Here is a 26,605-nt window from a genome sequence, read left to right on the forward strand (position 1 = left end):
CGTACGGGTGAGTCGACCCGGAAACTGGCCCGGCACGTGGAGCGCGGCACGGGGCGGATCCTGTCGGCCACCGTCCGATGCGAGGGGGGCCGGTGGTTTGTGGCGTTCACCTGCGAGCTCGACCGCGCCGACCGCGCCCCGGCCCGGCCGGGCGCCGTGGTCGGGGTGGATCTCGGGGTCAAGGATCTCGCGGTGCTGTCCACCGGCGAGGTCGTCGCCAACCCCAAACATCACCGCTCGGCGCTCAGGCGGCTACGCAGGCTGAACAAGCAGCTCGCCCGCCGCGTCGGCCCCCGCGCCCCGGACGGCGGCAAGCAAGAGCCCTCGGCCCGCTGGGCCAAAACCAAGGCCGCCCTGGGCAAAGCACATGCGCGGGTGGCCAACCAGCGGCGCGACGGCCTGCATAAGCTCACCAGCCGCCTGGCGGCCACCTGGGGCACGGTGGTGGTCGAAGACCTCAACGTGGCCGGGATGGTCCGTAACCGTCGCCTGGCCCGCGCCGTCTCCGACGTCGGCCTGGCCGAGGCACGGCGGCAACTGTCCTACAAAACCGCATGGAGCGGCGGCAGGCTCGTCGTCGCCGACCGGTGGTATCCCTCCAGTAAGACCTGTTCGGGTTGCGGCGCGGTGAAAGCCAAGCTCGCCCTGTCCGAACGCACCTACACCTGCGCCGAGTGCGGCCTTGCCCTGGGGCGGGATCTCAATGCCGCGCTGAATCTGGCCGCGCTCGCGGCCGACGTCGCCCAGAGTTGCGGGGAGACGCGAAACGCCCGTGGAGGAGCGGTAGGACCCGGCACCCGTGCCGGGCGCGCACCGGTGAAACGGGAACCCCGGACACGGGGAACGCTCCGGCGCAAGCCGGAAGCTGCCTGAGAGCGCGCTCACCACAGCACACTCACAAGCAACGGCTCTGCCACCAGAAGCCCATTTCCACGTGGTCGCTCTCGGGGGCGGGCTCCTCGGCGTCCCTGGTGATCTCCTCGATCACCGAGCGGGCCAGCCCCTCGTCGACCGCGGTCACGCTGACCGTGGCGGCGCGGTTGCGGTAGCGGACCACGCGCAGCGTCCAGCCCTCCCCGCACAGCAGCCGCGAGTCGCGGCCGTCCTTCTCCGAGGCCGCCCGGACGAGCGTCCCCGAGGCGGGGGCGAGGGAGGCGTCGGGACGGACCCGCTCCAGGCTCGCGGTGCGCGACCAGGGCTGGGCCCCGGTGGCGAACGGCGACAGCGCGAGCGCGTCGATCACGTCCACCGCCGCGTCGCCGTCGTCGAGCCAGATCTTCATCGGCAGCTCCACCGGGCGCGGCTCCGGCTGGAAGTCGACCTCCTTGAGTACGGACATGGCGCCAATGATCCTCGCGAGACGCCCGCCGGTCGAAGGGTTTTAGACCGCGACTCATCGGGGGATCGGCCGTGGACGCGTTCGATGAGGCCTCGCGGACCTCGATCGTCAGCGCGGGGTGCGGCCGAGGTAGCGGAGCAGGTCGTCGACGACCGGGGTGGAGGAGGGGCCGCCGGCGGTCTCGACCACCGGCGCGTAGGCGCCCCACTGGCGCAACGGTTCGACGATTCCCCGCGCCGCGGCGAGAAGGTGGCCGGCGAGCTCGTCGTCGAGCGGGGACGGCCGGCCCGTGGCGATCGCGATGTCCCACGCGTGCACGGCGGCGTCGAGCGCGCACATCACCGCGGCGACCGGAGTGGGCAGGTCGCCGTGCGGCAGCGGCGTCGGAACGGTCTCGGTGTCATCGGCGACCGTCGCCCACGCCGCGGCGGTCTGCTCGACGGCGTCCTTCACCAGCTCCGCGGCGGTGCCGTCGACGGCACCGGAAGGCGAGAAGGGGTCGTAGGCCGGGCCGTTTCCGATGCCGAGCATCTTCGCGTAGGCGAGCTGGTCGCCCGCGGCGTGCTGAACCACCTGGGCGACCGTCCATTCCGAGCACGGGGTGGCGTTGTCCCACTGGTCGTCCCGCACACCCGCGACGCTGTTCTCCAGCGCCAGGTAGGAGACGGCCAGCACCTCACGCCAGACCGGCCGCAGGGAGGTGACGGTGGCGGTGGTGATGGTGTTCATGATTTCGCCCTTCGATCTCTTCCTTGCCTGTGACACCAATCTATGGGTCCATTAGGCTACTTTCGTTCCTAATAATCACTCTGGACGAGAAGAAATCGATGGCTTCGACGACGACTCGAGTGCTGCGCCTGCTGTCCCTGCTGCAGGACCGGTCCCACACCGGCCGCGAGCTCGCCGAACGTCTCGGCGTCACCGACCGCACTCTGCGGCAGGACATCCAGCGCCTGCGCGAACTCGGCTATCCGGTGCACGCCGCGCGCGGCGCGGTGGGCGGGTACCGGCTCGGACAGGGCGCGAAGATGCCCCCGCTGCTGCTCGACGACGACGAGGCGGTGGCCGTGGCGCTGGCCGTCGGCCTGGCCGAGGACGGCTCCACCGGGATCACCGACATCGACGCCAGCCTCACCCGGGCGCTCGCCAAGCTCCAGCGGATCCTCCCGAAACGCCTGCAGCGCAAGGTGACCGCCCTGCGGTCGGCCACCGCGGTCGGGCCCGCCACGGTCGGCTCCCGCGAGCCGGACGCCCCGGTGCCCGCCGAGACCCTCACCGTCGTCGCGGGCGCGATCCGCGACGGCGCGACCCTGCTGGCGACCCGCGCCGGCACCGAGACCGAGGTGGAGCCCTACCGCCTGATCAGCTGGCGCCGCCGCTGGTTCCTGGTCGCCTACGACCTCGGCGCGCACGCCTGGCGGGCGCTGCCCGTCGCCGACCTGACCGGCGTCCGGCCCGCGTCCCGTCGCTTCGCGCCCCGTCCCCTGCCCGACGACGACCTGGTCGCCTTCGTCCTGCGCGAGGTCGCGCAGACCGGCTGGAAGGTGCAGGCTCGCGTCACCGTCCTCGCCCCCGCCGAGACCGTGATCGCCCGCATCAACCCCGCCGTCGGCGTCGTCGAGGCCGTCGACTCCCACACCAGCGTCCTCGTCACCGGTGCCGACGCCCTGGAGACCATCGCCATCTACCTCAGCATGCTGATGATGGACTTCCGCGTCGACGGCCCACCCGAGCTGGTCGCCCACATCCGCACCCTCGCCCGCCGCTACACCGAGGCCCTCGACGGGTAGGCCCGGCCGGCCTGCCCGTCGGTCTTCCGGTCGAGGCGGGCAAGGGTCCCGCCGCGACGGCGAGCGCGGCGGGACCGCCCGCGGTCAAGCGTCGACCGGCCCCATCGCGAACCGGGATCAGGGCAGTGGTTCACCGGGATCGGGGCGGCGGGACCGCCGCGGGGACCTCGGGGGCGGCGCGGAGGAGGGCGTCGACCAGCGGGCTCGGCGGCCGGGTCAGCGGGCCGGTGAGGACGAGAGCGCGTTCCAGGGACGGCTTCAGCGGGACCATGACGAGTTCGGGAGGCAGCAGGCCGCGGCCGAGGTCGGGAACCGTCGAGACGCCGATGCCCGCGGTGATCATGCCGATGAGCGTGCCGAGCTCGCGTACGTGCTGGGCGGGCGTGTAGGGGACGCCCGCCATGGAGCATAGGGCGCGGGTCTGGGGCTCGCAGCCTCCCTTGGAGACCAGTAGCGGATCCTCCACCAGCTCGGCCATCGTGATGTGTTCCTGACCGGCCAGCGGATGGTCGGCGCGGACCACCGCGTGGAAGGCGTCGCGGCCCACCACCACGTGCGCCGGCGGCGGGGGCGTCGGGTCGACGAGGATCGCGGCGTCGACGACCCCGGTTTCCAGCCAGGGGGACAGCTCGTCGTCGTCGCCCTCGAAGACCTGCACCTCGACGCCGGGAAGCTCCGCCCGCCACGTCCGCATGAGCTGGGGCAGCAGCCCGCAGCAGACCGTGGGCGGGGCGGCGACCCGGACGGTCCCCGCGTACTGTCCCAGGTGCGAGGAGACGACCTCGTCGATGGCGGTGACCGAGGCGAGCGCGGCCTGGGCGTGCGGCAGGATCGCCGCGCCCAGCGCGGTGGGGCGCACGCTGCCGTGCCGCAGCACCAGCGGGGCGCCGAGGGCGCGCTCCAGGGCGGCGAGCGCGTGGGAGACCGCCGACTGGGACATGCCCAGCTCCTCGGCGGCCACGCCGAAGCCGCCGTTCGCGATCACGGCGGTGAAGACCCGGAGTTGCGCGACCGTCGCACCCATGAGGACATCTCATCACATCCGGCGGGCAACTCATTGGACGCATGGCCCGGGCGGTGGCGAGACTGCTCCCGTGACCCGTGAAGGAACCGTCTCCACACCCCCGTTCCCGCCGATGACCGGCGCCGCGCCGTCCTCCGCGGGCCGGTCCGTCCTCGCCGCGTATCTCGCCCTGGCCCTGACGTGGGGGGCCAGCTTCCTGTTCATCAAGGTGGCCCTCACCGGTCTCTCGCCCGCCCAGACGGTGCTGGGACGCCTCGCGCTGGGGGCGCTCGCCCTCAACGTGATCATGCTGGTCACCCGCAGGAGATGGCCGAGACGGCCGGTGTTCTGGGCGCACATGGGGGTGATCGCCCTGATGTTGTGTGTGGTGCCGTTCCTGCTGTTCGCCTGGGCAGGGCAGTACATCCCCTCGGGGCTCTCCAGCATCTACAACGCGACGACGCCCCTGATGACGATGCTCGTGACCCTGGCCGCGCTCCGGCAGGAGCGCCTCGGCGCGGCCGGGGTGCTCGGCCTGCTGCTCGGCGCCGCCGGTGTCGTCGTCGTGCTGGCCCCGTGGAACCTGGGCGCGGAGACCGGTCCCTGGTGGGCGCAGGCCGCCTGCCTGGGAGCGACGTTCTGCTACGGGCTCTCCTTCGCCTACACGCGGCGCTTCGTCCTGGCGTACGGCCACGACGCGCCCACCATCGCCGCCGCCCAGGTCAGTGTGGCCGCCCTGGTCATGCTCGCGCTGAGCCCGCTGCTGGCCACCGGTCCGGTACGCCTGGACCTCCCCGTCGTGGCGAGCATGGCCGCCCTGGGCGTCTTCGGCACGGGTCTCGCCTACGTGTGGAACACCTCGGTCATCGCCCGCTGGGGGGCGGCGACCGCCTCGACGGTGACCTACCTGACCCCGCTGGTGGGCGTCGTCCTCGGGGTGGTCGTCCTGGGCGAGACGCTGGCGTGGAACCAGCCCGTGGGGGCGGTGATCGTCGTCCTCGGCATCATGACCGGCCAGGGCGTCATCGGTTCCTGGTCAGGTCGCCGGTCTCCGTGACCAGTTCGGGGCCGGGGACGTCCTTCCAGGTGTAGGTCAGGGCGTCGCCCCTGCGCTTGAGCCAGACGGTGCCGGGGACGCATCCGGTGCCGGAGCCGAGGGTGAAGGTCAGCTCGTTCGCGGTGACCTTGGTCAGGGCGATCCGTCCCTCGCAGCCGTTGACCGGTTCCGCCCACTCGGCTCCGTCGTCGCCCTCCCTGAGCGTGACCTCGATCCGCTTCTCGCCGGGGGAGAACGGGTTGGTGGAGGTGACGCCATCGCCTGCCCACGTTCCGGCGAAGGAGGCGGGGACCTTCCTGCCGCTGCCCGGCGAGGCCGACCCCTTCGTGCCGGAGGGTTCCGGAGTGGACGGTACGTCGCTCCCGGACGGGGACGAGGAGGACGAAGGGGTCGAGGGGGTCGAGGGGGACGGCCTCGCCCGGCCGGTGTCCCCGGCGACGGTCTCGGGGGTTCTCAGAACGAACCAGGCGGCGATGCCCGCGGCGACCAGCAGGGACACCGTGACGAGGGCCGCGCCGACGAGGATCCCCCGGGAGCCGCGACGGGATTCCTGGGTCGTGAGCGCCGACCGTCCCGGCGGGGCGGCGATCCGGCTGCCGATCCTGGCCAGATTCTCGATGGACTCGGCGGAGGGGCCGGCCGCGCCCGGGTCGACGAGGCCGACCATCAGCGCGCGAGCCGTCGGGCGGCGCGCGGGATCCTTGTCCAGGCAGGAGGCGATCAGCCCCGCGAACGCGGGGGGCAGGGCCGACAGGTCCGGGTGGTGGCTGACGATCCGGTTCAGCACGGCCGGCACGGTGTCGGCCCCGAAGGGGGACCTGCCGCTCGCCGCGCAGAGCATGGTGGCCGCCCAGCCGAACACGTCGGAGGCCGGCGAGGCGGGAGCCCCGTTGATCTGCTCGGGGGACAGGTAGGCGGGGGTGCCGATGAGGCCGGAGGCGGTCGTGGCCGCGCTCTCCGCCCTGGCGATGCCGAAGTCGACCACCCGGGGACCGTCGGGGCCGAGCAGCACGTTGGCGGGCTTGAAATCGCGGTGCACCACCCCGGCGGCGTGGATGGCCGCCAGCGCGGTCGCCGTACCGACCACCAGGCGCTCCAGCTCGCCGCCCCGCAGCGGGCCCCGCTCGCGGATCCGCTCCTCCAGCGAGGGGCCGTCGACGAACTCGCTGACCACGTACGGGAGGGGGCCGTCCACGGAGGCGGTCAGCACGCGCGCCGTGCAGAAGGGGGCGACGCTCTCCAGGGCGGACAGCTCGCGGGCGAGCCGCGCCCGCGACGCGGTGTCGCCGCGGAACAGCACCTTCACCGCCACCCGCTCGCCGCTGGGCGCGTGCGCGAGGTAGACGACGCCCTGGCCGCCCTCGCCGAGCCTGCCGGCCAGCCGGAACGCGCCGAGCCGGTCCGGATCGCCAGGGATGAGGGGGGTCGCGACCATGGAGGCAAGGCTATCCGTCTTGTCTGTGATGAGAGGTGTCCTGGACGAACGGTTTAGGGCGTCCGGCCGGGGTTAGGGGGACGGCTGTTCCGCTGCCCGACGATCATCAGGAGCGCTTCCCCGCCATACCGTGCCAAGGGACTCAATTGGTTTAACGGCCTCATACGGTGTCGTGTCAACCATTACGCTCCGGTAGGGCAATATCACTCAGACAGTGGAGACGTTTCGTGGCCATCGATCTCGTTACTCGCCGTGAGTGGGGTGCCCGCCAGCCGCGTGGTTCCTACAGCAGGCTCACCTCCACCAGGGGAGTGAAGGTCCATTACACGGGTGGCCAGGTCAGCCCGGACATCGTGAACGACCACGCCAAGTGCGTCGCGCTGGTGAAGTCCATCCAGAACCACCACATGGACGGCAACGGCTGGATTGATGTCGGATACTCCATGCTGGTTTGTCCGCATCGAAAGGTCTTCGAGGGGCGCGGCGCGCACCACGTTCCGGCCGCCAACGGCGCCGGGCTCAACAGCGACCACTACGCGGTGCTCGGCCTGGTCGGCTCCTCCGGTTTCACCAAGCCGACCGACAACGTCCTGCACGGCATCCTGGACGCCATCGAATACCTCAGGGACAAGGGCGGGGCGGGCAAGGAGATCAAGGGGCACCGCGACGGCTACTCGACCAGCTGCCCCGGCGAGCCCCTGTACGCCTGGGTCAAGCGCGGCGCCCCCCGTCCCGGCGGGGCTCCGACCCCGCCGGAGCCGCACCCCTCCTTTCCCGGCCGCACGCTCAAGCAGCCGCCGGTGATGAAGGGCGAGGACGTCCGCACCTGGCAGCGGCGGATGCGCGACCGGGGCTGGGCGATCGACGTCGACGGCCTGTACGGCCCCGGCTCCAGCGAGGTCTGCCGGAGGTTCCAGAAGGAGAAGGGGCTGCCCGTCACCGGCGCCGTCGACCGCGCCACCTGGGACGCCGCCTGGCAGGAGCCCGTCAGCTGACCTCCGTCCTCCGCCGGTGGTGACAGGCCTGCCACCCGGGACGCCCTCTGGCGAAAACCCGTCAGCCGGCCTCCGTCCGGGACGTCTCCCGGCAGGCCCCCGTCAGCCGGCCCTTGTTCGGGAGGCTCCCGTCAGCCGGCCACCGTCCTTGACGTCTTCCGGCAGGCCCCGTCAGCCGGCCGCCGTCCCCTGCGGGTGGTGGCAGGCCACCCACTGGTCGGGGCCGATCCTCCGCATGACCGGCTCCTCGGCGGCGCACCTCGGCGTCGCCGCCGGGCAGCGGGTCCTGAAGCGGCACCCGCTGGGCGGTGTGACCGGGGACGGGGGCTCCCCGCTGATGAGCCGGTCGGCAGGGGGGAGATCCAGGCCGCCGCGCGGGACGCAGGCGAGCAGCGCCCGTGTGTAGGGGTGGGCGGGCCGCCCGACCAGGGTGTCGCCCGAGGCCAGTTCGCAGGTCTTGCCGAGGTACATCACCAGGACGCGGTCGCTGACGTTCTTCACCACGGCCAGGTCGTGGGCGATGAACACCAGCGTCAGCCGGTAGCGCCTCTTGAGGTCCTCCAGCAGGCTCAGGATCTGGGCCTGCACCGACACGTCGAGCGCGGAGACCGGCTCGTCGCAGATCACCACCTCGGGGTCGAGCACCAGCGCCCGCGCGATGGAGATCCGCTGGCACTGCCCGCCGGAGAACTCGTGCGGGCGCCGGGTGGCGGCGGTGGCCGGGTCGAGCCCCACCGCCTCCAGTATCTCGTCGATCCTGTCCCGCCCCGTCCCCCAGACGCGCGGCCCCTCCGCGACGATGTCGCGAACCCGCCGCCGGGGGTTGAGCGACGAGATCGGATCCTGGAAGATCATCTGGAGTCGCCTGCGGGTCCTGCGCAGCGTCTCGCCCCGCAGGCCGGTGAGCTCCACGCCGTCCAGCCTGACCGATCCGCCGAGGGGCGCGGGCAGCTGCATCAGCGCCCGCGCGGCGGTGGACTTCCCGCAGCCGGACTCGCCCACGATGCCGAGCGTCTCTCCCCTGGCCACGTCGAAACTCACCCCGGAGACCGCGTGCACGCGCCGCCCGCGCCCCGCGGGGAACTCCACGACGAGGTCCTCGACGCGGAGCAGCACCTGCTCGGGGGGACGGAGATAGGCGCTTCCGCTACCTGCCACGGGTGTCCACCCTTTCGGTCCTCGTGTTCTCGACCCGCTCCGGGTACCAGCAGGCGTACAGGTGGCCCGGGGTCTCCGCCTCGGCCAGCGGGGGCGCCTCGGCCGCGCACCGCTCCCGCGCGTACGGGCACCGGGGGTGGAACGCGCACCCCGGGGGCAGGGCCGCCAGGTCGGGCGGGCGGCCGGGGATGAGGTGGAGCGGGTGGTGGGCGGGGTCGGTGAGCCGGGGCACCGCCTTCAGCAGGGCCTCGGTGTACGGCATGCGGGTGCGCTCGAACAGCGCCTCGGCGGGCCCGCGCTCGACCACCCTGCCCGCGTACATGACGACGACCTCGTCCGCCCACCGCGCCACCACGGCCAGGTCGTGGCTGACCAGCACCATGGCCATGTCGCGTTCCTCGCGCTGCCGGTGGATCAGCCGCAGCACCTGGTCCTGGACGGTGACGTCGAGCGCGGTGGTCGGCTCGTCGGCGAACAGCACGTCGGGGCCGCAGGACAGCGCCATCGCGATCGTCACCCGCTGCCGCATGCCGCCGGAGAGCTGGTGCGGGTAGCGGCGCAGCGCCCGCGCGGGCTCGGGGATGCCGACCGAGGCGAGCAGCTCGACGGCCGCCGCCCGTGCCCGCCTCCGGCTCAGGCCCAGGTGCACCCTGAGCGGCTCCATCACCTGGGTGCCCACGGTCCTGACCGGGTTGAGCGCCGTCATCGGGTCCTGGAAGACGGCCGCCAGCCGGGTGCCGAGCACCCCGCGCAGCTCCTTCGGGGACAGGGTGGTGAGGTCGCGGCCCTCCAGGCGCACCTGCCCGCCGCGCAGCACGCCCGCGCCGGGCAGCAGGCCCAGCACCGAGCGGATCAGCATGGTCTTGCCGGAGCCCGACTCGCCCACCACGGCGAGCGTACGGCCGCGCTCCAGGGTGAAGGAGACGCCGTCGACCGCCCGCACGACGCCCCGCCCGGTCACGAAGTGCGTGCGCAGGTCGCGGACCCGCAGCAGCACTCCCTCCTCCTCTTCCGCGGTGCCCTCCGCGGCGGGGGGACCCTCCGTGATCGCGCCGCCGCGGCGCGCGGGCTCCAGGCCGCTCTGCCGTACGTCGGTCAGCGCCCTGAGCCGGTCGCCGACGACGTTGAACGACAGCACGGTCAGGAACATGACGAGCGAGGGGGCGAGCACGACGTGCGGGGCGCCGTCCATCACCGCGCGGCCCTCGTTGATCAGCCCTCCCCAGGTCGGGGTGGGCGCCTGGACCGACAGCCCGAGGAAGGCGAGGCTGCCCTCGGCCACCACGGCGATCGCCATGCCGACGAAGGCGTAGGAGGCGGCCGGCACGGCCACGTTGGGGGTGATCTCCCGCAGCAGGATCCGCCGGTCCCGCGCGCCCAGGGCGCGGGCCGCGAGCACGAACTCCCGGCCGGAGAACGACAGGGTGGCGCCGCGGATCAGCCTGGTCCAGGCGGGCACGCCCAGCACGCCCAGCACGATCAGCACGTTGGTCAGGCTCGCCCCGGCGAAGGCGACCACGGCCAGCGCGAACACCAGCGCGGGGAAGGCGAGCGCGATGTCGTTGACCGCCATGATCACGGCGTCCGTCGCCCGCCCCCGGTATCCGGCGACGATGCCGAGCGGCGCGCCGACCAGCAGGCCGAGCAGCACCGCGCCGACGCCGACGCCGAGCGAGACCCGCGCGCCGTACACGACCCTGCTGAGCATGTCGCGGCCCAGGCCGTCGGTGCCGAACGGGTGCGCGGGACTCGGCCCCGCCTGGGGCGGCCCTGCCAGGGTCGCGTCGTAGCGCGGCAGCGGCAGCACGTCGGCGGCGAGGGCCGCGGCGAGCACCAGGGCGATCCAGGCCGCCGAGATCCAGAATCCCCGGCCCAGCCGCCTAGGCACGCCGGATCCTGGGGTCGACGGCCACGTAGACCAGGTCGACCGCGACGTTGACCAGCACGTAGCCGATGGAGATCAGCACGACGCCCCCCTGCACTGTCAGGTAGTCGCGGGAGAAGATGGACTCGACGATGAGCCGCCCGACGCCGGGCAGCCCGAAGAGCGTCTCGACGATCACCGTTCCGCCGATGAGCGCGCCGAGGTTGAGCCCGACGGCGGTGACCAGGGAGATCGCGGACGGCCGCAGCGCGTGCCGCCACAGGATGCGCCGGGGCGACAGGCCCCGCGCGCGGGCCAGGGTGATGTAGTCCTCCTGGAGGGTGGCGATGAGGTCGGTCCGCAGCAGCCGCGCGTAGACGGCCATCTGCCCGCAGCCCAGGGTGACGGCGGGCAGCAGCACCGAGGTGAGGTTCCAGCCAAGGTCGAGCGAGATCGGGGTCCAGCCGGTCGCGGGAAGCAGCCGGAGCTCGACGGCGAACACCAGGATCAGCACCACGCCCAGGACGAACACCGGGGTCGACAGCAGGCCGAAGCTCAGCGCGGTGAGCGCCTGGTCGAGCGCCCGGCCCGCCCGGCGGGCCGCCGCGACCCCGACGGGCACGGCGAGCCCGAGCGCGATCAGTTGCGCGGCCACCAGCAGCTCCAGGGTGACGGGGAGCCGCTCGGCGAGGGCCTCGGCGACCGGGACGCTCGTGATGGGGGAGGTCCCCATGTCGCCGGTGACCAGGCCGCCGAGCCAGTCCAGGTAGCGGACCACCAGCGGCTCGTCGAGGCTCAGCTCCGCCCGGAGCCGCTCCCGGGCCTCCTCGCTCGCCGACAGGCCCAGGATCTGGGTGGTCGGGTCGCCCGGCAGCAGGTCGAGCAGCGCGTACGACAGGAAGGTGACGACGAGCAGTACCAGTGCCAGCCGGGCCGCCCGTGCCAGGATCACGGGTTGCCGACCCAGACCTGGGAGAACGGGTGGTAGGGGATGGGGGCGCCGGTCAGCGGCACGCCCTTGTCGCCGTCGGGCAGGAGGTGGTCGCCGATGCCGCCGACCCTGGTCTTCGCGATCACCGCCCCGGTGTCGAGGTGGTCGACGAAGACGTAGGGGACGAGCTCGCGCAATCGCTGCTGGACCGTGGCATAGGCCTGCTTGCGGACGTCGTCCTGGGGATTGCTCCTGCCGGTGTCGAGGGCCTGGCTGAGCCGGAGGTCCTTGAGGCGGCTGAAGTTCAGGGAGATGCTGCCGACGGGCCCGGCGTGGTTCTGGTGCATCCAGACGTACTCGCCGTCGGGGTCGGAGGCGGAGAACTGCGTCCACACGGTGGCCTGGAAGTCGCCGGTCACGGCCCGGTTCACCAGGTCGGCCTGGTCGACCTGCCTGATCCGCACCTCCACCCCGGCCTTGCGCCACATGTCCTGGGCCAGCTCTATGCCCTGCATGGTGTTGGGGTCGGGCGGTGTGATCACCTCGAAGGAGATCTGCCCCTTCTCGGCCTCGACCTCGGCGATCAGGGCCTTCGCCCTGTCCAGGTCGTAGGCGGGGTAGTCGCCCCCGGGGGCGTACCACGGGGAGTCCTTCGACCAGGGGCCGTCGGCCTCCTTGGTCAGCCCGCCGCGCAGCGTGGAGATGACCGCCGCCCGGTCGGTGGCGTGGGCCAGCGCCCGGCGCAGGCGCAGGTCGTCGAAGGGCGGCGCGGCGGTGTTCAGCATGAACATGTACTCGGGCACCGACATGCCCGAGGCCCGCCTGACCGTGTACGCGTCCTTGAGGGCGCCGAACTTGAGGATGTCGTCGTCGCGGGTGGTGCCCATCGCGTCGATCCCGCCCGCCTCCAGGGTCTGCGCCCGGGTCTGGGTGTCGGGCAGGACGCGGAACTCGATCTCGTCGAGGTAGGGCAGCCCCTTGCGCCAGTAGGCGGGGTTCCTGGTGACGACCATGCGGCTGCCCGGCGTGTACTCCTTGAACACGAACGGCCCGGTCCCCACCGGCCTGCGGCTGGCCGCCTCGGGGTCGGCCAGGGAGGACGCGGGGACCACCATCCCGATCTGCGCGGCGAGGTGGTAGGGGAAGGCCACCCAGGGGCCCGTCAGCCTCACCTTCACCGTCATGGGGTCGACCAGCTCGAAGGAGTCGACGGGCGTGAACGCCGCTCTGGTCAGCGGGGACGCCTTCTGCGCCTCCAGATTGGCCTTGACCGTCTTGCCGTCCAGAGGTTCGCCGGTGGAGAAGGTGATCCCCGGACGCACCTTGATCGTCCACTCGTCGGCGTTCCTGCTGGGGGTGAGCGACTCGGCCAGCACGGGTCTCCACTCGCCGGTGGCGGTCACCCCCACCAGGGTCTCGATGATCGTCCCGGCCATGCTGTAGCTCACGGCCGCGAACTGGTCGGTCACGGGGTTGAAGCCCGCCGCGTCGGCGCCGAGGCCGTAGACCAGGCGCCCGCCGCGTACCGGCGAGGGCCCGCCGGCCGCCCCGTTCGAGGTCCCGGCGGCACCGGCTGCACCGGCGGCACCGTCGGAGGGCGCGACGGGCCGCTCGCCGCTGCACCCGGCCAGCGCCAGGGCAGGCCCCAGCGCCAGCGAGGTGAGCAACGCCGTGGAAACCGTCAGACGCTTCACGTACGTCTCCTCCCGGTAGAGCCCCCCGAGAGCAATTTCACCGATAGTACTATCGGCGAAAAATCGCACAAGTCCTTCGAGGCGATTGTTCGTGCCGGATGTCCGTGGAAGCTCGCCGGTAGGCTTATCGGTGAACGGGAAGCGAGGCGGCAGTGACGAGCACACCCCTGACCAGGAGCGAGGCCAAGGACCTGACCAGGCGCCGCCTCATGCGCGCCGCGTTCGCCATCCTCGACGAGGAGGGGGAGGCGGGCCTGACCACGGTCAAGGTCGCCCGGGCGGCGGGGATCGCCCAGTCCAGTTTCTACGTGCACTTCAAGGACAGGCAGGAGCTGCTGCGGGCACTCGGCGACCGGGTGGGGGAGCGCCTGCGGGGGGCGATGCGCGAGGCGCGGCGCCGGGCGCGCGAGGCCCCCAGCGACAGGGAGCGCCACCGCGAGACCTTCCGGATACCGCTGGAGGCCATCTGCCGGCACCCCGCGCTGTTCCGCCTGGGCCTGCGCGCCCGGCACGACCCCTCGTCGCCGTTCCACGAGTTCGCCGTCGAGAGCGCGGCCGCCTACCGGGCGCACCTGGTCGCGGACCTGGCCTCGTTCGGCTTCCCTGCCGGCCGCGAGAGCGACCGGCGCCGCCTGGAGATGGTCGCCGACGGGATCGGCGCGCTGAGCGACGCGATGGCGATCGGCCACATCGACGGGCGCTACCCCGACCTGGAGGAGGTGGTCGACGTGCTCGTCGCCTTCTCGTACGGATACCTCAGGCTGCTCGGCAAGGGCGCCCCGGCGTCGCCCGCCGGCCCCTCCCTCCCGCGTGACCCCGTTCGGAACGATCCACGAACTCCCCCTATCGACCCCACAATCGGTGTCCGCCACGAACCCGGGGGAGGCGGCCGGCGGGACGGCGCCTAGTATCCGGTGCATGACGGTGCCGCCTGAGGAACCTCGATCGGCCGCCGAGTTCCCACCGGTCACCCGTGACCGGTGGCGGGAGCTGGCGCTCGGGGTGTTGCGTAAGTCCGGTGTCGAGACCGGCTCCCCTGAGGAGGAGCTGGCCTTCACCACCTATGACGGTGTGAAGATCGCACCGATCTACGACGCGTCCGACCTGCCCGGCGACCCGGGCCTTCCCGGAGCCGCCCCCTACGTGCGCGGTTCCCGCCCCGAGGGTGGCTGGGAGGTGCGGCAGCGCCACGAGGTGCCCGATCCGGAGGCGATCCTGGCGGATCTGGAGAACGGCGTCACCTCGCTGTGGCTCGCCCTCGCCCCCGAGGACCTGCCCCGCGCCCTGGAGCGGGTCTACCTGGATCTGATCTCGGTCACGCTCGACGCGGGCAAGCGGACCCGCGAGGCGGCCGAGGTGCTCTTCGCGCTGGCCGGTGAGCGGAGGGTCTCAGCGCCCGGCGGCGGATCGGTGGCGCTCACCGGGAACCTGGGCGCCGACGCCCTCGCCGACGCGCGGACCGCGATAGAGCTGGCCCGCCGCTGCGTCAGGGACCACCCGGGGCTGCGGGCGGTCGTCGTGGACGCCGCCCCGTACCACGAGTCGGGGGGCGGCGACGCGGAGGAGCTCGGCTGCTCCGTCGCCGCCGGGGTCGCCGCGCTGCGGACCCTGGTCGGCGCCGGCCTGACGATGGAGCAGGCGTTCGGGCAGCTGGAGTTCCGGTACGCCGCCACCGCCGACCAGTTCCTCACCATCGCCAAGCTCAGGGCCGCCCGCAGGCTCTGGGCCCGCGTCGCCGAGGTGTGCGGTATCTCCGGCGTCTCCGGCGTCTCCGGTGTCTCCGGGGCGGCGCAGCGGCAGCACGCGGTGACCAGCTCGGCCATGATGACCGCCCGCGACCCGTGGGTGAACATGCTCCGCACCACGCTCGCCTGCTTCGCGGCCGGGACCGGCGGGGCCGACGCGGTGACCGTGCAGCCCTTCGACGCCCGGCTCGGCCTGCCGGACGCCTTCGCCCGCCGCATCGCGCGCAACACCCAGTCGCTGCTCGTGGAGGAGGCCGGGGTGGCCCGGGTGATCGACCCGGCCGGGGGCTCCTTCTACGTGGAGCGGCTCACCGAGGACCTCGCGGGCCGGGCCTGGACGTGGTTCCAGGAGATCGAGCGCGCCGGGGGTATGGCCGACGCCCTCGCCTCCGGGTTCGTAGCGGGACGGCTCGCCGCCACCTGGGAGCGGCACGCGGCCGGCATCGCCAGGCGCCGCGACCCGATCACCGGCGTCAGCGAGTTCCCCGACCTGGCGGAGAAGCCCCTGAGCAGGCGGCCCAGGCCCGAAGAGGCGGCCGCCGGGAGCGCCGGGGTGCACTACGCGCAGGAGTTCGAGGCGCTGCGCGACCTGGCCGACGCCCAGAAGACCCGCCCGAAGGTCTTCCTGGCGACCATCGGGCCGGTGGCCGCGCACACCGCGAGGGCGTCGTTCGCGGCCAACCTGTTCCAGGCGGGCGGCATCGCCACCGTGACCGGCGGCGCCGTCACGGATCCTGGCGAGATCGCCGCCGCGTTCGCCGCCGGCGGCGCGAAGGTCGCGTGCCTGTGCTCCAGCGACCGGCTGTACGCCGGGCACGCCGAGGCGGTGGCCGCGGCGCTGAGGGGCGCGGGGGCGGTAAAGGTCTGGCTGGCGGGGAAGGGAGAGTTCGAGGGCGTGGACGCCAACCTCTACGCGGGGTGTGACGCGCTCGGCGTGCTCCGGACGACTTTCGAGGACCTGGGGGTGGCCCGATGATTCCCGACTTCTCCGGCATCGAGCTCGGCACCCGGCCTGTGGCCCCGGATCCCGGCCTGGAGGCCTGGGCGCGATCGGTGCGGGAGGCCACCGGGAGCGATCCCGGGGAGCTGGTGTGGGAGACGCCGGAGGGTATCGGCGTCAAGCCGCTCTACACCGCCGCCGACCTGGCCGGGCTCGACTCCCTGGACACCTACCCCGGCGCGGCCCCCTTCCTGCGCGGCCCGTACCCGACCATGTACGTCAACCAGCCGTGGACCATCCGCCAGTACGCCGGATTCTCCACCGCGGCCGAGTCCAACGCCTTCTACCGGCGCAACCTGGCCGCCGGGCAGAAGGGCCTGTCGGTCGCCTTCGACCTGGCCACCCACCGGGGCTACGACTCCGACCACCCGAGGGTGGCCGGGGACGTCGGCATGGCGGGCGTGGCCATCGACTCCATCTACGACATGCGGCAGCTGTTCGACGGGATCCCCCTCGACAGGATGAGCGTATCGATGACCATGAACGGCGCGGTGCTCCCGGTGCTCGCGCTCTACGTCGTGGCCGCCGAGGAGCAGGGGGTGGCCCCCGAGCAGCTCGCCGGGACCATCCAGAACGACATCCTCAAGGAGTTCATGGTCCGTAACACCTACATCTACCCGCCGGGCCCCTCGATGCGGATCATCTCCGACATCTTCGCGTACACCAGCGAGAGGATGCCGAAGTTCAACTCGATCTCGATCTCCGGGTACCACATCCAGGAGGCCGGGGCCACCTGCGACCTCGAGCTCGCCTACACCCTCGCCGACGGGGTGGAGTACCTGCGGGCGGGCGTCGAGACGGGCCTGGACATCGACGCCTTCGCGCCACGCCTGTCGTTCTTCTGGTGCATCGGCATGAACTTCTTCATGGAGGTCGCCAAGCTGCGGGCGGCGCGGCTGCTCTGGGCGCGGCTGGTGTCCGGGTTCGGGGCGAAGAACCCCAAGTCGCTCTCGCTGCGGACCCACTCGCAGACCTCCGGCTGGTCGCTCACCGCCCAGGACGTCTACAACAACGTCGTCCGCACCTGCGTCGAGGCGATGGCCGCCACCCAGGGCCACACCCAGTCGCTGCACACCAACGCCCTCGACGAGGCCCTTGCCCTGCCCACCGACTTCTCCGCGCGGATCGCCCGCAACACCCAGCTGCTGCTCCAGCAGGAGTCGGGCACCTGCCGGGTGATCGACCCCTGGGGCGGCTCCTACTACGTCGAGCGGCTCACCCACGAGCTGGCGACCAGGGCCTGGGGCCACATCGAGGAGGTCGAGGCCGCCGGGGGCATGGCCAGGGCGATCGACCAGGGACTGCCGAAGCTGCGCATCGAGGAGGCCGCCGCCCGCACCCAGGCGCGCATCGACTCCGGGCGCCAGCCGGTCATCGGGATCAACAAGTACCGGCTGGACACCGACGAGCCCATCGACGTGCTGAAGGTCGACAACACCTCGGTACGCGCCCAGCAGCTGGAGAAGCTGCGCCGCCTGCGCGAGGAGCGCGACCCCGACCGGGTAGAGGAAGCGCTCACAGCGTTGACAAAGGGCGCCGCGGGCGACGGGAACCTCCTCGCGCTGTCGATCGAGGCGGCCCGCGCGATGGCCACGGTCGGGGAGATCTCCGACGCGCTGGAGCGGGTGTTCGGGCGGCACGCGGCGCAGATCCGTACGATCACCGGGGTCTATCGCGAGGAGGTGGGATCGAGCGTGGACGCGGTCCGCGCGGCCTGCGCCGAGTTCGAGCGCCTGGAGGGCCGCCGCCCCCGCATCCTGGTGGCGAAGATGGGACAGGACGGCCACGACCGGGGCCAGAAGGTGATCGCCACGGCCTTCGCCGACCTCGGCTTCGACGTGGACGTCGGTCCGCTGTTCCAGACGCCCGACGAGGTCGCCCGCCAGGCGGTCGAGGCCGACGTGCACGTGGTCGGCGTGAACTCGCTGGCCGCCGGGCACCTCACGCTCGTGCCCGCGCTCCGCGAGGCGCTGGCCGCGCTGGGCGCGGACGACATCATGATCGTGGTCGGCGGGGTCATCCCGCCGGGCGACTTCGACGCGCTGCGCGCGGCGGGCGCGAGCGCGATCTTCCCACCCGGCACCGTGATCGCCGACGCCGCCCGGGGGTTGCTGGCGGACCTGCTCACCCGGCTGGGCCATGACGCGCACTCTTGACGACTACGTCCAGGGGGTGAAGGAGGGGTCCGTGGCGTGGATCGCGCGGGCGATCACGCTGGTGGAGTCCTCCCGAGCCGACCACAGGGACCTGGCCCAGCGGCTGCTGGCCGAGCTGACCCCGCTCGGCGGCGCGGCGCGCAGGGTCGGTATCACCGGCGTGCCCGGCGTCGGGAAGTCCACGTTCATCGACGCCCTCGGCACCCGGCTGACCGGGCAGGGCCACCGGGTGGCGGTGCTGGCCGTCGACCCGTCCTCGACGCGTACGGGCGGGAGCATCCTGGGCGACAAGACCAGGATGGCCCGCCTGGCGGTCGATCCGAACGCCTTCATCCGCCCCTCGCCCACCTCGGGCACCCTGGGCGGGGTCACCAGGGCGACCCGCGAGGCGATGGTCGTGGTGGAGGCGGCCGGGTACGACGTCGTCCTGGTGGAGACCGTCGGCGTCGGCCAGTCCGAGACAGCGGTGGCCGACATGGTCGACACCTTCCTGCTGCTCACCCTGGCCAGGACGGGCGACCAGCTCCAGGGCATCAAGAAGGGCGTGCTGGAGCTGGCCGACGTGATCGCGATCAACAAGGCCGACGGGTCCGAGGGCAGCCCTCACGAGCTGGACGCGCGCAAGGCCGCCAGGGAGCTCGCCGGAGCGCTCCGCCTGCTGGGCGCGGAGCGGACGCCCCCGGTGCTCACCTGCAGCGGGCTGACCGGCAACGGGCTGGACGAGCTCTGGCGGGAGGTCGTCCGGCACCGCGACGCCCTGGAGGCCTCGGGGGAACTCGCCGAGCGCCGCCGCCGCCAGCAGGTCCGCTGGACCTGGGCCCTGATCACCGACAGGCTGCTCACCCGGTTGCGCGAGCACCCCGAGGTCGCGGCGATCGTCGCCGAGGTGGAGCGCGAGGTCCAGGAGGGTGCCCTCACCCCGTCGCTGGCCGCCGACCGCGTCCTCGCGGCCTTCGCCAAGGACGGCTGACGGCTCCGGGCCTTCGCCAAGGACGGCCTGACGGCTCCGAGCGCGAGCCCGCCGTCACTCTGGGTGACTCCCGATCGTCGCGCGGCAGTTGCCTGATCCGCCGTTAAAGCGCCGGTGTTAAGCGCATGTTAACAAGGCGTGTGTCCGAAAGTGGCAAGATTTATATTCTATATGACCTTGATCACTTCTAGCGGGTCATGTGATACTTCGTGCGAAGATTAACTAATGTTGTGATGTGATGCGCTTTAGCGTGTAAAACACAGAATGAGACAGGCGAGGAGGTCCGGAGCGTCCCTGGATTGCCGGCCGATCGGTCTCTGACCTGTCGGTTGACCAGTCCTTATCACGCCCCGGGCGGGCGCGGGACAGGTGGGATGTCCCGTTTCCGAACACCGCCGCACTCACCCGTGCGGGCGGTTGTCTTGTGCTGCGCGAATTCACGTCACGCGAGGTGGGAGACGTTTACCTATGTCCATGGACGTGCGCGCCCGTACCGGCCGCCGGGCGAGATCCGTTCCGATGCACCGGGCCCTGCCGAAGCTGCTTCGCGAACCGGCGGGCGCGCTCGCCGAGTTCGCGCGCGAGTCCCGGGGGGAGGTCCTCCGGCTGGAGCTGGGGCCCTTCCGCCCCTACCTGGTCACCCATCCCGACCACGTTCAGAAGGTGATGCGTCTCGAATGGACCAAGCACCAGCGCCTGGGCATGTTCTGGCGCCCCCTGGAGCGGCTCTTCGGGCACAGCATCATGAGCGACGGCGAGCACTGGCAGAACAGCCGGAAGGTCCTGCAGCCGCTGTTCACCACGCGGTACATCGCCACGATCGCCGACGAGGTGTCCAGGCGCGTCGCCGGGCGTGTCGAGGAATGGGACGAGTACGTCCGGTCGGGACGCGACTTCGACGCGGCCACGGAGATGTCCCGGATCCTCAGCTACATCGTCAACCGGGTGCTGTTCGGGGACAAGCTGAACCGGGAGGACGGGGAACGCATCATCCCCGCCTTCGAACAGGCGTCCTATTCGCTCGTCTATCGGATTCTCCTGCCGTTCATGCCGTATTTCATGCGGATCCCCGGCGACCGGACCTTTCTGAAGGCCGTCGAATCGATCGACGACGTGGTGTTCCCCATTGTGAGAAAGGCGATGGCGAACCCCGACGACAACGTCGACGTCATCTCCGTGCTCTGCCGGTCCGTGGACGAGAACGGTGACAGGCTCACCGAGAAGCAGATCCGCGACGCGCTGGTGAGCGTGTACGCCGCGTCCTCGGAGACCACCGCGATGGTCCTCACCTGGCTGTGGCTGCTGCTGGAGGAGCACCCGGACGTGGCGGCCAGGCTCCAGGCGGAGATCGACGAGGTGGTCGGCGAGGGGCCGGCCGTGCCCGAGGACATCCCCCGCCTCGTCTACACGCGCATGGTCCTGCAGGAGACCCTCCGCCTGTACCCGGCGGGCTGGTTCCTGCCCCGCAGGGTGATGGAGGACGCGGAGATCGGCGGCGTGCGGATCAAGGCCGGATCCTCGGTGCTGGTCACCCCGTACGCCACCCAGCGGCTGGAGGAGTTCTGGGAGCGCCCGGACGAGTTTGACCCCGAGCGGTTCGCGCCCGGGCGGTCGGAGAGCGAGGAGCGCAGGCACCGGTACTCCTACTTCCCCTTCGGCGGCGGCCCGCACAGGTGCCTGGGCGAGCCCCTGTTCTACGTCGAGGCGCCGCTCGTGGTCGCGAGCATCCTCAGCCGGTTCCGGATGTCGGTGCGCACCCCCGGGCCGTTCGACACCGGCTGGGCCGCCTCGCTGCGCCCCCGGCAGAAGGTCGCGCTGGGCGTGTCCTTCAACGGCCGCGACCGGAGCGGGGCCCTGCGATGACGCGCCGGCCCGATCCCGGTACCCGGCCCGGTTCGGACGTCCGGCCCGATCCCGGTGCCCGGCCGGACGCCAGGGAGGCCGGGGCGATCTGCGCCCGTGCCGGGCGGTCCCAGCGGGACATGCGGGAGTGGGCGGAGACATATCCCGGCCTGTTCTCCGCCAAGCCGTTCGACGCGGCCCTGTACAGCACGCTCTCGCTCGCCATGGCGTTCGGCGGCCCCTGGTTCGACGCCGGACAGCTGCGGATGGCGAACAAGGTCTCCCTGTGGGCGTTCGGCCTGGACTGGCTCGTCGACTACGTCGCCACCACGTCGCCCGAGGTGGAGGAGGTCGCCCGGCGCTGCCTGGACGTGGCCGGCGGCGCCCCGCCTGTCCCCGGCGACGACCTCACCCGCATGCTCGGCGACATCCGCGACGAGCTCGCGTCCTCGCCCGCGTTCCCCGAGCTCGGCCCGGTCTGGCGCGACGAGCTGAAGCGCATGCTGGACGGGATGCTCACGGAGTGGCGCTGGAAGACCGACAAGGTCACGCCGACCTATGAGGAGTATCTCGGCAACGCCGACAACCTCGGCTTCTCCTACGTGTTCGCCGCCCACTGGATCCACGTCACGGGCTCCGGCGCGGTCGCGGACATCGGCGCGCTGCGCGAGGCGGGCTGGGCCGTGCAACGGGTCATCCGCCTCCTGAACGACCTGGGCACCTACGAGCGGGACGTCGCCTGGGGAGATCTCAACGTCCTGCTGCTCGGCCTGGACCGCGCCGAGGTGGAGCGGCGGATCGCCGGGCTCGCGGCCCGGAGCCGGGAACTGGTCGCCCCCCTGCGGGCCGCCCATCCGGAGCTGGCGGGCTACATGGAACGACAGATGGACTTCTGTGCGGGCTTCTACCAGGTCGGTGACTACTGGGGGGATTTGTGAGTGTCGACGGCCTGCTCGCCACCACGGAACCCGGCACGAGAGCCGGCGCCGGGATCGGCGTGGAGGACCACGCCGGGATCGACGCGGCCGCCGAGGCGCGCGAACTGGTCGCCGGGCTGCTGGCCGAGCCCTGGGGCCAGGTGTCCGCCTCGCCGTACGAGACCGGCCGGGTGGTGAGCCTGGCGCCCTGGCTGGCCGGGCACGCCGAGCGGGTCGGGTACCTGCTCGCCACCCAGCGGCCGGACGGCCGCTGGTCCTCGTCGGGTGACCACGCGCTCGTCCCCACCCTGAGCGCGGTGGAGGCGCTGCTGGCCGAGCTCGGCCGCGACACCACCGCCGATCCCGCGCTCCTGGCCAAGGCCGCCGACCGCGGGCTGGAGGCCGTCCGGAACTGGTCCTTCCCGGCCACCTGGCCGCCGGACACGCCCGCGATCGAGCTCATCGTGTCGTCCCTGCTCGCCCTGATCGACGGGCACCTCGGCGGGGAGGGCCCGGAACCGCCCCCGGGCATGGGCGGCGCCAAGCTGGCGGCCGTCAGGGCGTGGCTGATGTCGGGCGCGGCGATCCCGCAGAAACTGGTCCACGCCCTCGAGGTCGCGGGCCCGGAGGCGACGGCCGCCTCCGGGATCCTCCCCACGCCGATGCCCGGCGGGATGGCGGCCGCCGGTGCCTCCCCAGGGGCGAGCGCTGCCTGGCTGGCCGCGCTTTCCCGGCCCGGAGCGGGGGACGCCTCCGGGGGCGCCGTCCCCGAAACCGTGGACGCCTCCGCCTTCGGGGACCGCGCCGCGAGGTCCGGGGACGAGGCCGCCGTACGGCGGTACCTGGAGGCCGTGGTGGCCTCCACGGGCGGGCCGGTACCGTGCACCCTCCCCGTCACCGTGTTCGAGCGCGGCTGGACGCTGAGCTGGCTGCGGCGTGCGGGAATCCCGGTGGACGCACCGCCGGAGCTGGTCGCGAGCCTGCGGGACGGGCTCGGCCCCGACGGGGTCGCCACGGGTCCGGGCCTGCCCGCCGACGCGGACACCACCTCCGTCGCCCTGTACGCGCTGGCGCTGCTCGGCGAGCCGCGCGAGCCGGAGGGGCTGTGGCCGTTCGAGCTGGAGACCCACTTCTGCACCTGGCGCGGGGAGGAGGGGATGTCCCCGACGACCAACGCGCACGTGCTCGACGCCTTCGGCGAGTACCTGCGCCAGTGCGGGGGAGAGCCCCGCCACGCGGCCGTCGTCGCCAAGCTGGCGGCCTGGTTGCGTGACCGCCAGGAGGCGGACGGCAGCTGGACGGACCGCTGGCACGTCTCGCCGTACTATGCCACGGCCTGCTGCGCGATCGCGCTGCGCGAGTTCGGCGGCGGGAGGTCGGCGGGCGCGGTGGGCGGTGCCGTGGACTGGGTGCTCGGCACCCAGCGCGGGGACGGGTCGTGGGGCCGGTGGGGAGGCACCGCGGAGGAAACCGCCTACGCGCTGCAGACCCTGCTGCTGGCCGGCACGGCGCGGGAGGGGCGGTGGCGGGAGGCCGTGGAGCGCGGGTACCGCCACCTACTGGCCACCCGTGACGACGAGGCGCCGTCGCTCTGGGTGGACAAGGACCTGTATCTGCCGGTCGCGATCGTCAGGGCGGCCGTTCTGGGCGCGCTGCACCTGGCGCGAGGCGCGCTCGCCATTCCCGAGGATGACCCGTATTGAGAATTGACCGTGAATTCAAAACAGGACACAAGGGCGTATCCACTCTGTCCGCCTTGAGGGTTTTTAGTGATATTGCTATGGTTCGGCGGGTGTGATGTGGGGTGTCCCGCCGACCCCCGCGATGTGGCGACCGTTTGACCTGTTTGACCGGTATGTGTCAACCGCCATGAAAAATGCCGGCTATTTTCTTTCTCCTTCCCGGGGTGGATACCATGCGCTTGCGTAACGCGAGCTTGCGGACCAAGGTCACGGCACTTCTGGTGTCGCTCACCGCGCTCTGGGCGTTCACGGCATGGGTGACGGTCCGTGACGGTCTGAACATGCTGGGCGTGGCGACCCTCAACACCGAGGTCGCCGACCCGAGCGAGCGGCTCATCGTCGAACTGCAGGCCGAGCGGCGGCTGACCGCGATCACCCTGGGATCGGCCGGCGCGGAACGCCAGCGGCGCGAGGCGCTGGCCGCCCAGCGCAAGCGCACCGACGCCGCCGACGCGCACTTCCGGGAGCTCACCGGCGGCAGCGGGGTGCGGCTGCTGGGAAGTCCCGCCCTTGAGCGCCGGCTCGGCGAGACCCGCGAGCTGATGGACGACCTGCCCGCCGCGCGCAAGGCGATCGACGCCGGCCGGGTCAACCGGACCTGGGCGGCCACCGAGTTCACCGCCATCGTCGACTCGATCTTCCGCGTCTACGACTCGCTGGCGACGCTGGACGATGAGGAACTCGCCAAGGACACCCGCACGCTCATCGGGATGAACCGGGCCCGGGACATGCTGGCCCAGGAGGACGCCCTGGTGATGGGCGCCCTGACGGCGGGCCGGTTCGCCGACGGCGAGCAGGTCAGGCTCACGCAGATGGTCGGCACGCGGCGCTTCGTCACCGACCAGGCGGTGGCCGAGCTGCCCGCCGCCGACCAGGAGGCCTACCGGCGGCTGGTCGCCGGCGACCAGTTCGTCCGGCTGCGCGCCATGGAGGACCAGCTGATCGAGGACCCGAACGTGGTGCAGGCCGGGGTGATCGACGTCACGCGGTGGAGCTCCGACGCCCAGCCCGCGCAGACCAAATTCACGCAGGCCGTGCTCACGGCCGGCAGCGGAGTGGTCGAGCGGTCGGGCCCGGTCGCCGCCGGCGTCATCGTACGGCTCGCGCTGGCCGGCGGCCTGGGGCTCGTGGCCGTCATCGCCTCGGTCGTCCTGGCCATCACCACGGCCCGCGCCCTGGTCCAGCAGCTGGAGAAGCTGCGGGCCGCCGCCTGGGAGCTCGCCAACGAGCGGCTGCCCGCCGTGGTCGAGCGGATCGGTCACGGGCAGGTGGTGGACGTCGCGGCGGAGGCGCCTCCCCTCAAGTTCGGAGACGACCAGATCGGGCAGGTCGGCCAGGCGTTCAACGCCGTGCAGCGGACCGCCATCAAGGTCGCCGCGGAGCAGGCCCAGCTGCGCCGCGACATCGCCGACATCCTGCGCAACCTCGCCCGCCGCACCCAGTCGCTCGTGCACCGCCAGCTGAGCGTGCTCGACGTCATGGAGCGGCGCGAGAACGATCCGCAGGAGCTGCGCGACCTGTTCCGGCTCGACCACCTGGCGACCCGCATGCGGCGCTACGCGGAGAACCTCCTCGTGCTCTCCGGCGCCGCGCCGGGCCGCGCCTGGCGCGACGCGGTCCCGATGATCGACGTGGTCCGCGGCTCCCTCGCCGAGATCGAGGACTACACCCGGGTCGACGTGATGCCCCTGGGGGAGGTCTCGCTGGACGGCCGGGCGGTGAGCGACGTCATCCACCTGATCGCCGAGCTCGTCGAGAACGCCGCCTCCTTCTCCCCGCCCTACACGACGGTGCAGGTCGGCGGATACCTGGTGGCACACGGCTACGCGCTGGAGATCGAGGACCGCGGCCTGGGCATGAGTCCCGCGGACATCGCGGACGCCAACGAGCGGATCGCCAACCCCCCGGAGCTCAAGCTCTCCGGCAACGCCCGCCTCGGCCTGTACGTCGTCAGCCGCCTGGCCGAACGGCACGACATCCGGGTGACCTTCAAGTCCTCCCCGTACGGGGGCACGACCGTCGTCGTCCTCATCCCGCAGGAACTGATCAGCGAGGAGGACCCGGGCCCCTCCGTCGGGGTCGGCGTGCCGCAGGCACGCCCGGCGAGCGGCAAGGAGATGAACGGCGCCACCTCCGCGGTCGCCGCGGTCCGCGGCAGGGTGGGCGACCCGTTGGGCATCACCGGCGGCCCCGTGCGGGCCGCCGGGGCGGAGGGAGAGGTCATCAGCGAGCACGTTCCCGGCACCGGGGCCGAGGCGTGGGAGCCGGCGCCGCCCGCCAACGGCAGGTCGCATCGGGCGGGCCCCGCGCCCTCCGGCCTTCTCGCCGACCAGGCGTCCTCCGGCGGCTTCGCCGATCCCGGCAGTCTCTTCACCCCGCCGCACACCGGCCGTTCCACGGATCCGGGCCTTCCGGCCGGCCGCGCCGACCAGACCCCCTCCGGACGGCATTCCGCGGGTCCGGCGCCCGCGGAGGGTTTCACCGACCCGACGTTTCCCGGCCGCTTCGCCGATCCCTCGGCACTCAGGCAGATGCCCGAGACCGGGGCACCCGGCAGGCTGCCCGATTTCACGAGCCCCGGATCCCACGCCTCGCCGGGTGCTCCCGGCGCGGGGCCCGACGACTCCGGCGCCCACGGGCGTCCGGGCGGCTCCGGGACGTCGCTGCCGCCCGTGCTGCCCCCGCCCGACAGCAGTCACACCCCGGGTGGCCTGCCGAGGCGCGTTCCGCAGACCCACCTCGCCGCCCCCCTGCAGGAGGACGAGCCCGCGCCGCCGCCCCCGGCCGACGACGCCGACGAGCGTTCGCCGGAGATGATCCGCGCGGCCATGTCGTCCTTCCAGGCCGGTACGCGCCGAGGCCGCGACGACGCCGCCCAGTTGCTCGATCGCGACGACGATCCCGCGGACGAGGGCGGGCCCGCCGTGTGACCCCAGTGAACGATCTCAAATCGCGCGTGCCAGGCAG

At 72.5% G+C, this 26,605-nt stretch carries 20 protein-coding genes; 12 read left to right on the forward strand and 8 right to left on the reverse strand.

Translation table 11 applies throughout. From position 1 onward, the window contains the following. On the forward strand, positions 1-873 hold an 873-nt coding region (locus ACTOQ2_RS25260), incomplete at its 5' end, for an RNA-guided endonuclease TnpB family protein (protein ID WP_440102735.1). Positions 874-895: 22 nt separating this feature from the next. On the opposite strand, the gene ACTOQ2_RS25265 is transcribed toward ACTOQ2_RS25260, so the two are convergent. Both ACTOQ2_RS25265 and ACTOQ2_RS25270 read right to left on the reverse strand, forming a co-directional pair. Next, entirely contained in the window at positions 896-1,339 is a 444-nt protein-coding gene (locus ACTOQ2_RS25265) for a DUF5925 domain-containing protein (RefSeq protein ID WP_440102736.1), read from the reverse strand. Positions 1,340-1,447: 108 nt separating this feature from the next. Further along, positions 1,448-2,068, reverse strand: a complete 621-nt coding sequence (locus ACTOQ2_RS25270; RefSeq protein WP_440102737.1) for a TIGR03086 family metal-binding protein — start codon at positions 2,066-2,068, stop codon at positions 1,448-1,450. Positions 2,069-2,166: 98 nt separating this feature from the next. Between ACTOQ2_RS25270 and ACTOQ2_RS25275 the strand changes: the two genes are divergently transcribed. Continuing rightward, a complete protein-coding gene (locus ACTOQ2_RS25275; protein ID WP_440102739.1) occupies positions 2,167-3,129 on the forward strand; it encodes a helix-turn-helix transcriptional regulator in 963 nt (320 codons plus the stop codon). Positions 3,130-3,259: 130 nt separating this feature from the next. On the opposite strand, the gene ACTOQ2_RS25280 is transcribed toward ACTOQ2_RS25275, so the two are convergent. Continuing rightward, positions 3,260-4,153: a LysR family transcriptional regulator gene (locus ACTOQ2_RS25280; protein ID WP_440102740.1), complete on the reverse strand. Its 894-nt coding sequence runs from the start codon at positions 4,151-4,153 to the stop codon at positions 3,260-3,262. A 70-nt stretch (positions 4,154-4,223) separates the two neighbouring features. Here ACTOQ2_RS25280 and ACTOQ2_RS25285 point away from each other — a divergent pair, with 70 nt between their 5' ends. Beyond that, on the forward strand, positions 4,224-5,189 hold the full coding sequence (locus tag ACTOQ2_RS25285; protein ID WP_440067165.1) for a DMT family transporter: 966 nt from the start codon (positions 4,224-4,226) through the stop codon (positions 5,187-5,189). On the opposite strand, the gene ACTOQ2_RS25290 is transcribed toward ACTOQ2_RS25285, so the two are convergent. Continuing rightward, the gene (locus ACTOQ2_RS25290) at positions 5,155-6,624 is read right to left on the reverse strand and encodes a serine/threonine-protein kinase (protein ID WP_440102742.1); all 1,470 of its coding nucleotides are present in this window, start codon (positions 6,622-6,624) and stop codon (positions 5,155-5,157) included. The two genes, ACTOQ2_RS25285 and ACTOQ2_RS25290, sit on opposite strands and share 35 nt — an antisense overlap. Positions 6,625-6,851: 227 nt before the next feature. Here ACTOQ2_RS25290 and ACTOQ2_RS25295 point away from each other — a divergent pair, with 227 nt between their 5' ends. Beyond that, positions 6,852-7,619, forward strand: a complete 768-nt coding sequence (locus ACTOQ2_RS25295; RefSeq protein ID WP_440102743.1) for a peptidoglycan recognition protein family protein — start codon at positions 6,852-6,854, stop codon at positions 7,617-7,619. Between the two features lie 171 nt (positions 7,620-7,790). Here the strand turns inward: ACTOQ2_RS25295 and ACTOQ2_RS25300 are convergent, their stop codons facing one another. Genes ACTOQ2_RS25300 through ACTOQ2_RS25315 form a run of 4 tightly spaced genes read right to left on the reverse strand, consistent with a single transcriptional unit; the run spans position 7,791 to position 13,266 of the window. Further along, the gene (locus ACTOQ2_RS25300) at positions 7,791-8,777 is read right to left on the reverse strand and encodes an ABC transporter ATP-binding protein (protein ID WP_440102745.1); all 987 of its coding nucleotides are present in this window, start codon (positions 8,775-8,777) and stop codon (positions 7,791-7,793) included. Next, complete coding sequence (locus ACTOQ2_RS25305) at positions 8,767-10,665, reverse strand: dipeptide/oligopeptide/nickel ABC transporter permease/ATP-binding protein (RefSeq protein ID WP_440102747.1); 1,899 nt, start codon at positions 10,663-10,665, stop codon at positions 8,767-8,769. Before ACTOQ2_RS25305 ends, ACTOQ2_RS25300 begins: the two co-directional genes overlap by 11 nt. After that, positions 10,658-11,593 (reverse strand): ABC transporter permease, encoded by a 936-nt coding sequence (locus tag ACTOQ2_RS25310; RefSeq protein WP_440102749.1) that lies wholly within the window; start codon positions 11,591-11,593, stop codon positions 10,658-10,660. Before ACTOQ2_RS25310 ends, ACTOQ2_RS25305 begins: the two co-directional genes overlap by 8 nt. Beyond that, entirely contained in the window at positions 11,590-13,266 is a 1,677-nt protein-coding gene (locus ACTOQ2_RS25315; protein WP_440102750.1) for an ABC transporter substrate-binding protein, read from the reverse strand. The genes ACTOQ2_RS25310 and ACTOQ2_RS25315 overlap by 4 nt, the downstream gene beginning before the upstream one ends. A 152-nt stretch (positions 13,267-13,418) precedes the next feature. Here ACTOQ2_RS25315 and ACTOQ2_RS25320 point away from each other — a divergent pair, with 152 nt between their 5' ends. The 8 genes from ACTOQ2_RS25320 to ACTOQ2_RS25355 all read left to right on the forward strand — a co-directional run bounded on the left by ACTOQ2_RS25320 (position 13,419) and on the right by ACTOQ2_RS25355 (position 26,568). Then, positions 13,419-14,174, forward strand: a complete 756-nt coding sequence (locus ACTOQ2_RS25320) for a TetR family transcriptional regulator (RefSeq protein ID WP_440102751.1) — start codon at positions 13,419-13,421, stop codon at positions 14,172-14,174. Between the two features lie 10 nt (positions 14,175-14,184). Further along, positions 14,185-15,987 (forward strand): methylmalonyl-CoA mutase family protein, encoded by a 1,803-nt coding sequence (locus ACTOQ2_RS25325; protein WP_440102753.1) that lies wholly within the window; start codon positions 14,185-14,187, stop codon positions 15,985-15,987. Further along, complete coding sequence (gene scpA, locus ACTOQ2_RS25330) at positions 15,984-18,167, forward strand: methylmalonyl-CoA mutase (protein ID WP_440102755.1); 2,184 nt, start codon at positions 15,984-15,986, stop codon at positions 18,165-18,167. The genes ACTOQ2_RS25325 and scpA overlap by 4 nt, the downstream gene beginning before the upstream one ends. Beyond that, entirely contained in the window at positions 18,151-19,137 is a 987-nt protein-coding gene (meaB, locus tag ACTOQ2_RS25335; RefSeq protein WP_440067145.1) for a methylmalonyl Co-A mutase-associated GTPase MeaB, read from the forward strand. Before scpA ends, meaB begins: the two co-directional genes overlap by 17 nt. A 474-nt stretch (positions 19,138-19,611) precedes the next feature. Next, positions 19,612-21,000, forward strand: coding sequence for a cytochrome P450 (locus ACTOQ2_RS25340; RefSeq protein ID WP_440102757.1), 1,389 nt, complete (start codon positions 19,612-19,614; stop codon positions 20,998-21,000). Next, the gene (locus tag ACTOQ2_RS25345) at positions 20,997-21,917 is read left to right on the forward strand and encodes a terpene synthase family protein (RefSeq protein WP_440102758.1); all 921 of its coding nucleotides are present in this window, start codon (positions 20,997-20,999) and stop codon (positions 21,915-21,917) included. The genes ACTOQ2_RS25340 and ACTOQ2_RS25345 overlap by 4 nt, the downstream gene beginning before the upstream one ends. After that, a complete protein-coding gene (locus ACTOQ2_RS25350; RefSeq protein WP_440102760.1) occupies positions 21,914-23,599 on the forward strand; it encodes a prenyltransferase/squalene oxidase repeat-containing protein in 1,686 nt (561 codons plus the stop codon). The genes ACTOQ2_RS25345 and ACTOQ2_RS25350 overlap by 4 nt, the downstream gene beginning before the upstream one ends. A 212-nt stretch (positions 23,600-23,811) precedes the next feature. After that, on the forward strand, positions 23,812-26,568 hold the full coding sequence (locus ACTOQ2_RS25355; protein WP_440102762.1) for a nitrate- and nitrite sensing domain-containing protein: 2,757 nt from the start codon (positions 23,812-23,814) through the stop codon (positions 26,566-26,568). The last annotated feature ends 37 nt before the right edge of the window (positions 26,569-26,605 follow it).

This window comes from Streptosporangium sp. H16, assembly GCF_051918855.1.
Classification (GTDB): Bacteria; Actinomycetota; Actinomycetes; order Streptosporangiales; family Streptosporangiaceae; genus Streptosporangium.